This window comes from Bradyrhizobium sp. 62B (genome assembly GCF_030272265.2).
In the GTDB taxonomy this organism is placed as follows: domain Bacteria; phylum Pseudomonadota; class Alphaproteobacteria; order Rhizobiales; family Xanthobacteraceae; genus Bradyrhizobium.
This window is the reverse complement of sequence record NZ_CP092842.1, coordinates 653,026-667,817: the sequence shown is the minus strand read 5'-3', so window position 1 is coordinate 667,817 and position 14,792 is coordinate 653,026. Positions and strand designations below refer to the sequence as shown.

At 58.9% G+C, this 14,792-nt stretch carries 8 protein-coding genes and 5 pseudogenes; 10 read left to right on the top strand and 3 right to left on the bottom strand.

Annotation, left to right across the window (positions count from 1 at the left end; genetic code table 11):
• Positions 1 to 691 precede the first annotated feature (691 nt).
• The 3 genes from ML401_RS37990 to ML401_RS37980 all read left to right on the top strand — a co-directional run bounded on the left by ML401_RS37990 (position 692) and on the right by ML401_RS37980 (position 3,469).
• Positions 692 to 1,843, top strand: coding sequence for an acyl-CoA dehydrogenase family protein (locus tag ML401_RS37990; RefSeq protein ID WP_285812945.1), 1,152 nt, complete (start codon positions 692 to 694; stop codon positions 1,841 to 1,843).
• Positions 1,844 to 2,950, top strand: coding sequence for an acyl-CoA dehydrogenase family protein (locus ML401_RS37985; RefSeq protein ID WP_285812944.1), 1,107 nt, complete (start codon positions 1,844 to 1,846; stop codon positions 2,948 to 2,950).
• Between the two features lie 345 nt (positions 2,951 to 3,295).
• Positions 3,296 to 3,469: a hypothetical protein gene (locus tag ML401_RS37980; protein ID WP_285812943.1), complete on the top strand. Its 174-nt coding sequence runs from the start codon at positions 3,296 to 3,298 to the stop codon at positions 3,467 to 3,469.
• Positions 3,470 to 3,898: 429 nt separating this feature from the next.
• On the opposite strand, the gene ML401_RS37975 is transcribed toward ML401_RS37980, so the two are convergent.
• Positions 3,899 to 4,855 (bottom strand): LysR family transcriptional regulator, encoded by a 957-nt coding sequence (locus ML401_RS37975; protein WP_285812942.1) that lies wholly within the window; start codon positions 4,853 to 4,855, stop codon positions 3,899 to 3,901.
• 722 nt (positions 4,856 to 5,577) lie between these two features.
• Here ML401_RS37975 and ML401_RS37970 point away from each other — a divergent pair.
• The 5 pseudogenes from ML401_RS37970 to ML401_RS37950 all read left to right on the top strand — a co-directional run.
• A pseudogene (locus tag ML401_RS37970) lies at positions 5,578 to 5,881 on the top strand (transposase); the annotation flags it as partial.
• Between the two features lie 152 nt (positions 5,882 to 6,033).
• Positions 6,034 to 6,696: pseudogene (locus ML401_RS37965) on the top strand (transposase); the annotation flags it as partial.
• 71 nt (positions 6,697 to 6,767) lie between these two features.
• A pseudogene (locus tag ML401_RS37960) lies at positions 6,768 to 8,158 on the top strand (transposase).
• A gap of 51 nt (positions 8,159 to 8,209) precedes the next feature.
• Positions 8,210 to 8,470 (top strand): annotated as a pseudogene (locus ML401_RS37955) (transposase); the annotation flags it as partial.
• A 164-nt stretch (positions 8,471 to 8,634) separates the two neighbouring features.
• A pseudogene (locus ML401_RS37950) lies at positions 8,635 to 9,983 on the top strand (IS701 family transposase).
• Positions 9,984 to 10,415: 432 nt separating this feature from the next.
• On the opposite strand, the gene ML401_RS37945 reads toward ML401_RS37950, so the two are convergent.
• Entirely contained in the window at positions 10,416 to 11,168 is a 753-nt protein-coding gene (locus ML401_RS37945) for an enoyl-CoA hydratase/isomerase family protein (protein WP_285812941.1), read from the bottom strand.
• Between the two features lie 248 nt (positions 11,169 to 11,416).
• On the opposite strand from ML401_RS37945, the gene ML401_RS37940 reads away from it, so the two are divergent.
• Together ML401_RS37940 and ML401_RS37935 are read left to right on the top strand one after the other, a co-directional pair.
• Positions 11,417 to 12,169, top strand: a complete 753-nt coding sequence (locus ML401_RS37940; protein ID WP_285812940.1) for an enoyl-CoA hydratase/isomerase family protein — start codon at positions 11,417 to 11,419, stop codon at positions 12,167 to 12,169.
• Positions 12,170 to 12,504: 335 nt separating this feature from the next.
• The gene (locus tag ML401_RS37935) at positions 12,505 to 12,639 is read left to right on the top strand and encodes a hypothetical protein (RefSeq protein WP_376717424.1); all 135 of its coding nucleotides are present in this window, start codon (positions 12,505 to 12,507) and stop codon (positions 12,637 to 12,639) included.
• An 18-nt stretch (positions 12,640 to 12,657) separates the two neighbouring features.
• Here ML401_RS37935 and ML401_RS37930 read toward each other — a convergent pair whose 3' ends face one another.
• Positions 12,658 to 14,724: a recombinase family protein gene (locus tag ML401_RS37930; RefSeq protein ID WP_285812919.1), complete on the bottom strand. Its 2,067-nt coding sequence runs from the start codon at positions 14,722 to 14,724 to the stop codon at positions 12,658 to 12,660.
• Positions 14,725 to 14,792 lie beyond the last annotated feature (68 nt).

Sequence of the window (14,792 nt, the reverse complement as noted above, 5' to 3'; positions counted from 1 at the left end):
TGTAAGAGCGGGCGGTGGATTGATTCTGCTGTTCGTGCCTCACCAGCGTCAACATGGCTGCTGCTGCGATCATGTCGGGGTCGGAGCCTCTCATCGTCGTCGGCGGCCCCGAGATGATGGGCGATGAAAGGACGCCACGGCGACGGTTCGTTCATGATGACGCCGGTAATCTCTGCTTCCGCGGACGCCACCCGCAGTCGCACCAGGTCTTTGCGCGGTCGCGGTGGCGACGCTCGAAGGCTTAAAGCGCAGGGATCGTCTGATCGAGGGCGGCCGCTGCACCGCAGCGTGATCCGTCGGTATGGCTTCCCGCCGCATCCGCTTGCTGCGACTTCGCCTCGATCGAGGCATCTCCGTAACATTGCAAGGGCTGGCTCGGCGACCGCTCATGTCTCGGAGGCCCGAGAGCTCGGGTGCAACCTTTTTGTCGAGAATCCTCCGATGTGGTGGTGACTCCGGCGGCTTCACCACTTATCGCGTGAGTTGAGTTTGTGCCCGCCGGCAGCTTCTGTAACCTGCTGTCAACACGCGAGTCGCTCCGAGTCGGCGAGCTCGCGGGCGGGACGCCGATCATCTGCATGCCAATCGTTCGCACGCAGCGTGCGAGCTTTTGAGATTTATTCTCCTGCCTTTCCAGCAATAAGACGTCCTGCAAACTGAATAAGACTCCATATTGGGAGAGCGCTGAGGAATGTCGACCGACTTCCGCTTTGGATCGCTTGAGCTACCGCCTGCGGCTGTCGAAGCTCGACGCCGCATCCGCACGTTCATGCGCGACGAGCTCGATGCGGGCCGTTATGATCCCCAAGTATCGAGCTGGAACACGTGGGACGAGGATTTTACACGACGGGCTGGCGACGCTGGCTTCATCGGCATGGTGTGGCCCAAGGAACATGGTGGGGCCGGCGCCACGCACCTCGAGCGCTTCGTCGTGATCGAGGAAATGCTGGCCCATTCCGCCCCCTGTTTTGCGCATTGGGTTGCCGACCGCCAAACGGGTCCACAGATCCTAAAATTCGGAAGCGAGAGGGTCAAACGCACCTATCTTCCTGCGATGGCGGCAGGGCGATGCTATGCCGCCATCGGCATGAGCGAGCCCAACTCCGGTTCAGATCTCGCCAGCGTGCAGACCCGGGCCACGCCTTGCGCCGGAGGATGGCGCATCAATGGCACGAAGATTTGGACGTCGGGCGCGCATCGCGCGCACATCTTGATCGCGCTGGTCAGAACGTCGCCGCCGGGCGGGGTCCGGCATGAGGGACTGACGCAGTTCGTGATCGACACCTCGGCACCGGGCATTACTTGCCGGCCTATCTACAACCTCTGCGGCCACCATGACTTCAACGAAGTGCACTTTGAGGATTATTTTGTCCCGGACGATGCCGTTTTGGGGGAAGTCGGGGAGGGCTGGAAGCTTGTTAATCACGAGCTGTCCTTCGAGCGTTCAGGGCCTGACCGCTACATGTCCGATTTCCGGCTCATTCTCAACGCGGTTGATCGAATCGGGAGCAGCCCCGACGCGCTGCAATCCGTCGAGATCGGGCGTCTCTTCGCTCACCTGTCTGCATTGAGGCGAATGTCGGCCGGTGTGGCTGGCCTGCTGGCCCAAGGTGTCGATCCCTATCTCGAGGCGGCCATCGTCAAAGATCTCGGCACCAGCCTTGAGCAGTCAGTCCCGGAGATCACCCGTCGTCTCATCGAGGCGCAGCCAAGCTCCGAGGACGACGATGAGTATGGCCGTTGCTACACCGAAACGCGTCTCTTCGCACCTGGCTTCACGATCCGCGGCGGGACGCGGGAAATCATGCGCGGAGTAATCGCGCGTGGCTTGGGAGTGCGTTAAATGTCCGTTCAGCAGGAGGTCGACGAGAGCTGCTCCGCCGAGCGTGACGAGGTCGCCGGGGTAATGACTGAGCAGGTGGGCCGTCTGCTGGCCTCGGAGGTCAGCGTTGAGCGACTAACAGCGATCGAGCGGGGCGACGCGGTTCCGGCGCTCTGGGGCAAGTTCGCTGAATTGGGCCTGCCTTCGGCCATGGTGCCGGAAGATGCGGGAGGCATCGGGCTCGACATTGCCCAAGGCATGCTCCTCATTCGGCTGTGCGGGTATCATGCAGCCCCCGCGCCTCTGGCTGAGACCATGGTGTCCCTTCATCTTTGGACCCGAGTTGGTGGGCAACCCGTCCCGGGGCAGGTCACGTTCGCTTCACCACGGGCTGGGAGACTTCGTGTCGAGCCCGCGGGCAGTCGTCTGCGCGTACACGGAAAGCTCACTAGGGCGCCCTGGTGCAGCGATGGACACTTACTCGCCGTTGTCGAAGGACGGGCGGGACATTCAATAGCTCTCCTGCCGGCATCGGCTCTCGAAACGATTTCGCGAAAAAGCATCGCCAACGAACCTAGGGGTGATGTGACGGTGGATCTCACTCTGGAGCAGTCTGCAAAGCGAGTTCTGCCGATCGATGTGCGGGCGATCGATGATGTCCTCCAACTCGGCGCACTGATGCGTGCTCAGCAGATGGTCGGAGCAATGCAGCGCGTGCTGGATGTCTCCATCACCTATGCACAAGAGCGCGTGCAGTTCGGCCGCCCTATCAGCAAGTTTCAAGCAGTACAGCACATGCTTGCCAGTTGCGCGACCGAGTATGCTGCAGCCTCGGCCGCGGCCGAGCAGGCCGCCGGTTCGTGGGGGCGGGCTGGGCAGGAGCTTGCTGTCGCGGTTGCCAAGTCGCGTTGCGGCGAGGCGGCGGGTCACATCGCCGCAACGGCGCACCAAATTCACGGAGCGATAGGGTTCACGAAGGAATACGTGCTTCATCATTTCATCCGCCGCCTCTGGTCGTGGCGCGATGAGTTCAGTAACGAGACATTCTGGCAGCGCCGGCTCGGACATCTCGTTTGCGCAAAAGGCGGTGCTGCGATCTGGCCGCTGCTGCTGGGTGAAATTGAATGAACGTAGCGGCATTGGCCACATCTTTGGGAACAATACGGGAGAGACACTTCGCGCGCGCGCATTCCGGGCTGTTCCCGCCTCGGCCGCGCATTTTCGCCGGAGAAGCGCGCTTAGGCACCTGCGCATGGTTTTTAACGAAGCCGACTACCGTCGACTGCTAGTGCCGAGCGAACGGTCGTAGCTTGCGAGGGTGCGGTATCACTCGGCAGGGATGGCCGGAAGAGGGCGGTTCAGTCAATAATTCACGTTTTCTAGGGGCGGACTTCTCTTTGACGAGCTTCGCCCTGGGGGATCGACTTCATACTGCCCGGGCGGACGATCACTGAGGCAGATCTCAATAGCTATGTGAACCTCACCTGTTTCACGGAAGAGCTGTTTACGAATTTCATCCAGACCCATGCCGATTTGAATGTCGGGTCGATTGGTTCGGCCGGCATGCTCCATGCGATGGCCGACGTCTGCTCAAGCCTCTGCTCGATCAACACGGGCCTTGCTTTCCTGCACACCGAGACCAGGTGAAAGCGCAAACCCGTGTCGGCGTACGATCCATGTGGAAATCGAGGTGATGCAGCTGCGCCCGGCGACGGCGCGGCCTTGTCCGCACACGCAATAATCTCACCAATCAAGGCAGCGTCGTCGCCTTCGTCTACACGCCACTACGCCTCGTGCGAGCGCTAGGAACAAAGCTGATATAGGCATAACGCTGCCAATCGGCGGGCTGAAGATTATCGAGGTTCTAAGTGTCGTGTTTAAAGCGCGGCGCGTCCCATGCGAGCCGCGCGCGCCACTTGCTTGATGTCACCTCTCAACGTGATTGTAACGAGTGGTTCTCGTGATCAGCCGCCAATCACTTTCAAAAGCAATTCGCATGATCATGGCCGGCCGCACGCCTTAATCCGTTACGCTATTCCCTCCTTCCGATTCATCTGAAGCGCAGCCCGGATGGAACTATACAGTACTCGGATAACTAGCTTCATCTGACTGTATTGCAGGGTAGCGACTAGCCCGTCGGCGGACTTCTTCCGAGACTATCGTTTCGAACAATTGGGCGAGGCGGGACTCCACCTGGCAGGGCGGATAGCAGACACATAGCGTGCGTGACAAGGAAGGCGCGTCCGCAAAGTAGGTGGCCGAAAGTATTCTGTTCACCAGCTCTTGTTCTATCGCGTTCTGAGGCAGGATCGTGACGAGATCACTTCCAGGCAGGACGTTCTTTAGCGTCAGAATGGAGTTGGCTTCCATGACGATTCGCTCCTGCAACGGTGTCGAAAAGCGATGCGCGTAGGCTTTTTCGATCTTGTTCCGTAGACCACCTTCTTCAGATGTGAGAATCATCTTGTAGGTGCGGAGAGCCTCGAGCGGAACCGCGCGGCGATAATCGAACGCCCGACTGACGCAACCGACCAACATTAGCGCTTCGGTCGAAACTCGCATCGTCCGCCCTCCCAATGTACCGTCCACATCGTACAGCAGGGCAAGATCGAGCTTTTCACGGCGCAGAAGCGCCTCGAGCTCCTTTCCCAACCCTACTGTCACCCGAATGTAAACTTCAGGATATCGAGATCTGAAAGCCGCAATAATGGGCGGTAGAACGGACGCTTCCAAGGATGGCAGAACACCAAGGTCGAGGGTGCCCCCCATCTGCCCAGACGCCAGCGCAACCTCGGTGCGCAAATGCCGATAGCCCGTCAGAAGTCGTCCGGCACCGGCAACTAGAGCTTCACCCTCCGTGGTCAGGCGCATCCCGCGCGCGGATCTTTCGAACAAGACGGCGCCGAACTCATGCTCAAGCAGTTTGATCTGGCGGCTAAGCGCAGTTGGCGCAACGTTGAGGACCGCGCCGGCGGCGGTAACATTCTGCAGGTCGGCTACCTTAAGGAAGTTTGACAAGAATTTAAAATCCATGATGTTTGCTCGCCCTCTGCAGATAGATCGAACGCGCCGGCAACACTGAAACCAGCTCTGATTGCAAGCGCTGCTTGATGGTCCGCCGGAACCCGTCTGCTGTTCAACCCCTCAGGCGGCAGAGGGAGCTCATCACGTGGCATGGTCGGCCTCATGCTGGTTGTAACGCGTACAGATCACATCGCCCCAAAAAGAGGATCACATTCCTTTTCGCGAACAGCCCCATCGACTCCGGCCAATGATCTACGATCTGTGGTCGCGTTGGACCGTTGCTGCGATCGCTCGACGCGGCGCACCGCTTTTTGTCCCCTCAATCGATTTCCTCGCTACTTATGGCAAGCTCGCCCGAAATAGCGCATCAAATTTGCTGATAGCGATCGCACCGTTCCGACGGCTTTGACCACTCCATTACACCTTAGAGCGACGCTTCGCCCGTCCGGAAGCGTCCCTAATGGCCATCACGCCGTTTTTATGCGATATTTCAAGAAATGAGCAGGAATCCGGAATCTCGTGCTCCAATTTCTTTGATGGTCCGCTGAGGAGCGCGTGGTGTTGCAGGAGGACAATGCGCCAAGCGCCGACTCAGGCGCGACGCGTCGGAATCCCCCTTGTTGACGGCCTCACATTCTTGAGTAGTTCTCTGACCTGCTCCAGAGAGAGTTAGAGTCCGGCCTGACGAACGACGGACAGATGAAGCGGGGAAGGTTCGGAAGAGCAGATTTATCGCTGTGTTGAAGGAGCATGAGCCGGGGCAAAGACGGCCGATCTGCATCGCCACGGGATCTCCGAGCGCACGATTGGAAGGCCAGATTCGGCGGCATGGACACTTCCGAGGCGAAGCGATTGAAGGCTGGAGGAGGAGAACGCGAAGCTGAAGAAGCTTCCGGCCGAGCAAATGTTCGATACGTCCGCCCTGCGCGAGCTTCTTTGAAAATGGTAGGGCCCGCCGCCAAGCGCGCTGCGGTCGCGGATCTGCAGGCCATCACGAGCCTGTCGGAGCGGGGGGCCTGCTCGATCGTAGGTGCGAGGGTATCCGGGACGATGTGTAAGTAGGTTGTGTGAGTTTACCTTTACGAGGAGACTCACATGACGACTGATTCGACGATTGCTCCTAAACGACTGGATCAGCTTTTAGCAAACTACAGCAAGCTCGAAGACCCGACCGGCGAGAACGGCTGTTCAAGCGGCTTAAGAAGGCGCTGATTGAGCGCGCACTTGGGGCCGAGTTGACCGAGCATCTCGGCTACGAGAGTGGCGATCTCGCGGCCCCGGCTCCGGCAACAGCCGCAACGGGGCAAGTTCGAAGACAATCCTGACCTAGTCTAGGATGGCGAGATTGAGATTGCGGTGCGGCGCGATCGTGCCGGCAGCTTCGAGGCCAAGCTGATTGCCAAGGCATAGACTCGGTACGACGGCTTCGACGACAAGATTCTGATCGTCTATGCCCACCGGCATGACGGCGCGGGAGATCCAGGGCCACCTGGACGAGCTCTACGGCGCCGAGGTCTCTCCCGATCTGATCAGCCGGGCGCCTCACGCAGTCCTCGAGGAGGTTTGGGAATGGCAGAGCCGGACGCTCGACGTAGTGTACCCGACCGAATTTTTCGACGCGATGCGGATCACACTCCGCGACGAGGACCTAGTGCCGTCTACCTTGCGCTCGCCTACAATGGCGACCGCGAGACGGACGTGCTGGGCTTTGGATCGAGCAGACCCAGGGCGCCAAGGTCTGGCTGCGGGTCATCAACGAGTTGAAGACGCACGGCGTCAACGACATCCTGATCGCCGGCGTCGACGGCCTGAAGGGCTTCCCCGAAGCGATGGTGCAACTCTGCTTCGTGGGGTCGTTGAAAAAGCTGCAATTGGCTGATTCCCTTCTCGTCGGCGATTCGCGATCGGCGGAGCAAACGAGATGCTGGGGCGCAACGAGCGGGATCAGTTGGAGCTCTTCATCACTGGTACGCTCAGACAACTCGTCCCAGATGAGCACGTGCTGGCGCGGGTCGATCGCGTGCTCGACGTATCTTGGCTAAGGGAAGAGGTCTCCGACTGCTATTGCGCGAACGACGGTCGGCCAGGCATAGATCCGGAGGTCGCGGTCCGCCTGATGCTCGCTGGTCTGCTCACCGGCATCGTACACGGATCGCAAGCTGATCCGGGAGGCTCAGGTTAACATCGCCATTCGCTGGTTTGCTGGTTATGGCCTGCATGAGCAGCTACCGCACCATTCCAGCCTGACGCGCATCCGCCAGCGCTGCGGCGAAGAGCGATTCCGCAGGATCTTTAAACGCACGGTCCAGGCCTGTCTGAAGGCCCAGATCGCAACAGCCGAAGTGGTTCACATCGATGCGTCGCTAATCCGCGCCAACGTGAGTTGGGACAGCCTCACCGAGCAGCATGTGATGGATGTGCTGAGCGAAAATCAAGGCGACGATGAAAGCGAGGATGAGAGAAAGGGCCGGCAAAGCGGGAAATACAAGAAGGTCTGCACGACTGATCCCGATGCGACAATGGCTACGAATGCCCGAAACCGGCGGCTGGAACCCGCTTACAAGCAGCACACGGCCGTCGATGACAAGGTCGGTGTCATTCTGGATGTCGCGGTCACGACTGGACAAACGAACGAAGGAGAGATGATCGAGCCACAAGTCGATGAGGTTGAAGCGATTACGGGCATCGACATAAAGGTGGTCACCGCCGATGGGCTATGCCTACGCTAAAGTCTACGGCGCGCTCGAGCGGCGCGGCATTGATGCCCTCATCCCAGCTAAAGCCGAACCAATCAAGAGTCGCGTACCGCTCAGACGCTTCCGGTACGATGCCAAGAACGACATCTTGAAGTGCCCGCGAGGGCGTATCTTGCGCCCCGCGCGGCCCATCAAGCACGGTCGTTTCTTTTACTCGAAGGCGAAGGATTGCGCCCGATGTCCGCTCAAGGGCGATTGCCTATCCAAAGGGCGGGTTAACAAAGCGGTCGTTGTCGGAGACCATTATCCGGCACTGCTGCGCGCCCGCCGCCGTCGCCAGCGATGGAGTAAGCAGGATCGACATCTCTATCAACGCCATCGCTGGCGCTCAGAGGGCTTCCACGGCGAAGCCAAAACTTGGCATGGGCTGGCGCGCGCCGTACGGCGCGGTCTACCGAATATGAAGATCCAGGCCTACCTGACGGCCGCCGCCATCAACCTCAAGCGGCTGGCAACCGCTCTCCTTGCGCTTATTCTGTCTTGGATTGTCCCTCAAAATGCGTTTGCGGCTTCAGATCGCGCCGTAGCGCGGGCTTTGACGCGAGGGCCACGATAGGGCCGGTCGCTGCATCGCGCGAAGTCTATTGGCCACTTCTTCAACGACCCCCGCGTGCACTTCATGCGCAACGCGCTGGCCCATGCCGGCAAGAGCGGGCGGCGCGTCGTCTCCGCCTTCATCGCCACTGCCTTTGCCCAGGACGATGCCGAGGCTGCTAAAACGCAGCGGCGCAAGGTTGCCGACCAGCTCCGCCCCAAGCTGCCCAAGCTCGCCGGCTTCCTCGACGAGGCCGAGACCGATGTGCTGGCTTACATGACGTTCCCGCCGCAGCACCGCACCAAGCTGCACTCGACGGATGAGATGGACAAGCGATTTTTAATGATCGCCCCGATGACGCATCCAACTATGTGCCGATCTTCCTCAAAAATCGCTTGCATCTCGCGGGGCGTCCACAGATGGGTACACGTCCTAGCACTACTTTGGCAGATTGTTGATTTTGCCGCGTTTTATAGGATTCCCGAATCAATTTTTCAATGATTCATGGGTGGTCGGCTCTTGGAGGGCTGACCATGCCGGGATGGGAAGACGAACTCGAACGCTGGCTGATGCCGTTCTTGGACCGGCTGGGTCATAAGACCCGGCAGCGGATGTGTCCTCTGTATGTTGCGGGATTGATCGGTCCTGGCGATCGCAAGAGCGTTCAGCCGATGGCGGAACGCCTTGCCACGAGCAACTACGACCAGTTGCACCATTTCATTGCGGACGGTGTCTGGGACGCGACGCCGCTGGAAACAGAGCTGCTCAACCAGGCGGACCGACTTGTCGGCGGCAGCGATGCGGTGCTGGTTATTGATGACACCTCACTGCCGAAGAAGGGCGAGCGCTCGGTCGGTGTTGCGGCTCAATACGCGTCGGCTCTCGGTAAAACGGCAAATTGCCAAACGCTGGTGTCTTTGACGCTTGCGCGCGGCGAAGTGCCGGTGATGGTCGCGTTACGTCTCTTTCTGCCTGGCAGTTGGACAAACGACGTGTCTCGTTTGAAGCGCGCTCGCGTGCCCGTCGAACACCGAACGCCACGGTCCAAGCCAGAGATTGCTTTGGCCGAGATTGACCGCGCGATGGCAGCCAACGTGCGCTTTGGATGTGTGCTGGCGGATGCAGGATACGGCCTCAGCGCACCGTTTCGACAAGGTCTAACAGAGCGCGGGCTGGCCTGGGCTGTCGGCATCCCTCGGCACCTGAAAGTGTATCCGGTCGATGTGAAGCTCATTTGGCCGATTACCAAAGTCCGCGGGAAACCACGAAAGCGCCACGTGCCTGATATCTTATCGATTGCGGCAGAACAAATGCTGGCCAGCGCCAAATGGAAAACCGTGAGTTGGCGTAGCGGGACGAAAGGTCGGCTCAAAGCCCAATTTGCTGCTCTCCGCGTCCGGACCGCCGACGGCCCTCCGCAGCGGATATGGGACAAAGGTCAGCAGCATCTCCCAGGCGACGAAGCCTGGCTCATTGGCGAGCAACGTGCCTCCGGGGAGAAGAAATACTATCTCGCCAATCTTCCGGCGGAGACGGATCTGCGCACGCTGGCCGCAACCATCAAGGCACGATGGATTTGTGAGCAGGCGCATCAGCAGTTGAACGAGGAGCTTGGACTTGATCACTTCGAAGGGCGATCATGGCAAGGTCTTCATCGCCACGCCTTGATGACAATGATTGCCTACGCCTTCCTGCAACATCGTCGCCTCGCATACGCGGGGCGGAAAAAAAGACTCAACGGGCCTCCGCCTCAACCAACCATGCCCGCCGTACGTCACGCCATCGTCGATCTCATCCTTCGGCCGCCGTCTCAGCAGTGCCCATATTGCCGAAAGGAAATCCGTGAAAAACGGCGGCGAAAACACAATCTGCCAAAGTAGTGCTAGTGTCGTTAGGTATGAGATGGCGATGGAGGCCAGTCGAGTCGTGTAGTTGTGCAAAAGTGAAGGCAAGCATGGACCAAATATCTGAGGGAAATACGGCGCAACTTGCGCCCCCTGATATCGAGCGTAGAAGAGCGTGCGGAACTGAGGCCTGATGATTGGGCGTAAGACTGGCCACGAGCTGTCTCTAGAGCTCGATCGGGCTCATCTGCCCGGGCGGCAATCGATGTTACCGCCGGGCAGAATTGATATTGTAGTTGCTCCGTGCCAATGCTCCGCGTCAGGGCCGCGGAGCGGAGAAGTTGATGGGGACTGGGTACGGGCGCCTTATTCCTAAGGCAGCGGTATCTAAGCCCGAGGATTGACGCGCACTGGCACGCAAATCGTGTCGCCCGCTATTCTCCTAGCACGTTTTTGAAGTGATCCTCCGCCGCCCTGCTCGCGAAACCAGCAACATGCGCTTCCTTCGCCTCGTGCGCAATTTTATGCAGTCCGGCGATAAACCTTTGGTTTATCGACGCCTTAGTCTGCCGGAAGGTTGTTTCCGGAAAAGCGCCCAGGAGTTGCGCGCGGGCGATGGCTGCTCTTAGGAGGTCACTCGAATCGACTACCTCGTTAAGCAACTTATGGTTCGTTGCCCAAGAAACCGGGACGGCCTCGCATCCGTAAATGATATCTAACATCGCCGCTCGACCCACGAAGTTCTCTAGCATGTAGCCTCCGACGGGGCAGGCGAGCCCATACTTCAATTCCCACATTAGCAGCTTGGTTTCGGGCGACCCGATCCTCCAATCGCAACACAACGCGAGCTGGAAACCGAGACCCACTGCATATCCACCGACAGCAGCTACGGTGGGCTTGGTAACCTTGAGGATGGCAGAATAGAGATCTATGGTTCTGCCGATAAAGTCCTCGACCGCCGCCCGTCCAGACATATTCCCAACTTCGCTAAAATCGCCACCGGCGCAAAAAGATCGGCCATTCCCTCCTGTTAGTACCAGAGCGCGCACGGTGGGGTTCTCCTCTGTCTGATGGCATACGAAGCGTATCGCATTTTCGAGCTCCCGGCTCATGGGATTGTGAGCATTAGGATGGTTGAACCGTGCGATCAGAATTCCCCCGCTAGAGTCAGTTTCAAGAATGGCCATGCTGTAATCCTGCTCGTTGTCTGCATCTGAAAGGTTGACGGTCTATTGACCACCAGGCTGTCCAAACGTGCGGTTACTGAAACGCCTGAGAAGAGAAGTTGTCAAAGCCCAAGTCTGGTAGTTGTCGTCCGCTCGCAAAATCGCGAGAGATTGCATCTCTGATGAGGCTCGGAGCAGTTGATGCTCAGACGCGCCGCTAAGCGATCGGCTGATCAACGAGAGACCTCAAAACGCTAAAGGAGAAGCGCATGGCAGCCCTATCTGTTTACGAGAGAGAAAACGTTCTCGTGGCGCAATTTACCCGCGACAAACCAGTGAATCCTCTTAACCGTGAGCTTGCGCGAGGCATCGTCGAGGCTTGTCAAACGGCTCAGGAGGCGTCGAGTGTGAAGGCATTAGTGCTTACAGGGGGGCTTGGTCGCTCCTTCTGCGCGGGTGATGATCTAAACGAGGTCAGCCAAATCGCGTCTCTTCGCGACGTGGAGGATCTCATAGAAAATGTACTAGAGTTGTGTGTAGCAATCCTGGGGTTAACAAAGCCGACTGTTGCTGGAATTGATGGATACGTCATAGGGGCCGGAGTCCAAATGGCGCTTTGCTGCGACTGGCGTGTAGGAACATCGAACACCAAAGCATTCGGATGGGAGCTCAAACATGGACTTGCTTGTCCAATGAACGCCTACATGCTGGAGAAGTCGCTAGGGCGGGCTGCGATGTCGGAGATTATATTCGGCTGCGAGATGCTGCCGATAGGATGGGCGGAAGAACACAAGGTGTTCAATGAGATTGCTGACGCCAAAGATGTCGTCGACAAGGCCATTTCCAGAGCTGCGGTCCTTGGTTCATGTTCGGAGGTGAGTTATCGACGAACGAAGGAAGTGTTAAACCGCCCCTTCATTGCGGGACTGAAGGCCGTCGCGCCCCTTGCGAAGGATGTTCATGCAGAGGGCTTTCGCAATAACTCTGCCAGCTCCCATTTTGCCCGAGTGCTGCGACAGTAATGTTTGATCGAGAATAGAAGAATCGGCTACGGCAAAGCCTCGGCCATCGTGGCGCCGTTCGGCTTCATTCCTACCTTTAACAAGGAGGCGTTAAGCTGGGCGTAATTCAGGTGATTTGCCACAGAGTATTGTCTTCAGAAGGCGCTAGAGCCGGCCTGAGGAAGGGCGGACACACGAACGAAGAACGTCGGAGTGTCGGAAGCGACGATCGCAACGGGAAAACAAAAAGCGGCGGTATGGGATGTCTTCGAGGCGTAGCAGTTTAGGGCTCTCGAGGACCGGAGACCCGCTGAGCGGCCACCTGTTCGTCTTTCGGCGGTCGCCGAAAGGAGCGTATGAAGGGGATCTGGTACCTTATTCAGGGAGCATGCCCGGTTACCAAAAGGCTCGAGAAAGGAAGAGTCGTCTGGCCATCGGCTGCGGGGCGAGGCGGTGACGATCTCGCCCGCACAGATGAGCTATCTGTTTGAGGGCTGTTGTTGATGCCCCTACTTTTCACGGTGATCCTCCCTCAGATCAATCTGCGCGATACGATGATTTCTCAAGCTGCGAATGGCCTGCAACGCGTTTGTGTTGTCAGGAAAGAGGAAGCGGCCCGAAGCCTCTCGGGTGGTCAGGATGCTCCCTCGCTTGAGCTGAACATAAATCCATTTGACGGGTATCCTGAGGCGTTGTGCTAGTTGGGTTACTGACAAATGGTCGGCCACCGCTGACCACCGTGTTCGATGCCGCACCTTGAGGCGGTGTTTGAGACGAATGCGCCGGACCGTGATCGGCAGAACTTTGTCAGCCTCCCATGGCGAGTGATGTCCTTCCTGCGTCAGAATGCGCGCGATCTCATCGTCGTAGGCGCCATCCCGCGCCAATGCGCATATGCGTTCTATCATCTCCTTGTGACGCGGCAGCGCAGCCACAGCATTCACAGGTAGGGTGACTACAAGCTCAGTGGTCGCGCCGCCGCGCCACACAATGCGCACCTCAGCCTTGTCCCGAGCACAGCGGCGCATCACCACCTTCTCGATCAGACAGCGCAAGAGCGCCTTGCGGTGGTCCCTGCGGGTTGCGGGGTTGTCCCATAGCGCCGGAAGACGATTTCCAAGGGCGATTACCTTGGCACGCAGATCGTGAGGAACGCCCAAGGGTTCATTGGACTTGTGCATCGTGCGCTGGGCTAATGCCTCCTCGGCTCGGCGCAGCTCCGATAGAGCGGCTTCCCACCGTCGTTCCAGTTCGCCTGTCACGAGCCGGTTATCGGGATCGGCGCGATTGAACTGGCGCTCGGCGAGGGCTGCCTGATAGCGAAGCCTCTCAACCTGCTGCTCTTCAGCGTGCCGCAGGGCTCTTTCGGACTGCAGATGGGTCTTGCGCGCTTTGGACAACGCATCGATTTCCGCCGGTGCCACAGCTTCCAAGAATGCCGCCGCAACCTGTGCGTCGATCGGTGCGGCGCGCAGGTTCTGACATTCCGGTGCGCCACGCTGGATTTTCAGATGATTGCAGACATATTGACTGCCGCCCTTGTAGCGCACGGCCATCTTGTGTCCGCATTCGCCGCAATAGGTGATGCCGTGAAGCAGGGCTGCCCCGTCGCGCGGGATTCCGCGGCTCTTGATGTGCTGGTATTCCGCACGATTGTCGCGCAGCATCGCCTGGATCTTCTCGAAGGTTTCCCAGTCGATATAGGCCGGGTACTTTTCCCTCACCACGATCCTCCAGTCCGTTCCACGACGCGGAGACTTTTGTGGACGCTCTCCCGGTATTTTGGACGGCTTCTGCCAAGTCCTTCCATAGACAAAGGCGCCTGCATAGGCCGGATTCTTCAGGATCGCCGTCACGGCCGACACCGTCGCAGGCTGCCAGCGCAGATCGCCATGGCGGTCGAGGCGAGGCAGTGCCAAGCCGCGGCCAACAAAGGCCCGCATCGCTTGCGCGGCGGTCCGTACTTTCAGGAAGGTCTCGAAGAGCAGCGACAGGCGCCCCTGCACCTCGAGATTGGGATCCTTGGTGACCACCCCTGAAGGGTCGCGGACAAGGCCCGCCGGCAACTGCACGACCAAGTCACCGCGTTCGGCTTTTGCCATACGCCCAGTGGTCATCCGGCTTCTGATCGTGTGCAATTCCAGCTCTGAGATCGTACCTTTCAGGCCGAGCAGCAGGCGGCCATTGGGTGTCCCAGGATCATAAACGCCATCCCGGTCGGCGATCAAACAATGACGGTGCCCGCAGACATCAAGTAGCGGGTACCAATCCGAACAATTGCGCGCCAGGCGCGTCACGTCCATCGATAGGATAAGGCCAACCTCACCAAGAGTGACGCGGGCGACCAAGTCCTTGAAGCCTTTCCGGTGCGCTGCGCCAGCGCCGCTCTGCCCAAGATCGCTGTCAATCACATCGATGTCCGCCTCGTGCCATCCGAGTTCGCGAGCACGCTGCGAGAGGGCGTACTGAAGCTTTAGGCTTTCTTGATTGGTGATCACTTGGTGTGGCGTCGACTGCCGCACATACACCACTGCTTTGCGGTCCAGGTGATCCGGCTTGACGAGTTCCGAGCCCATCGCTCATCTCCCGCAGGACTTGGCCGAGATCCTCTGCGATCGCCTGCCGGAGCGCTTCCGGCAGACTG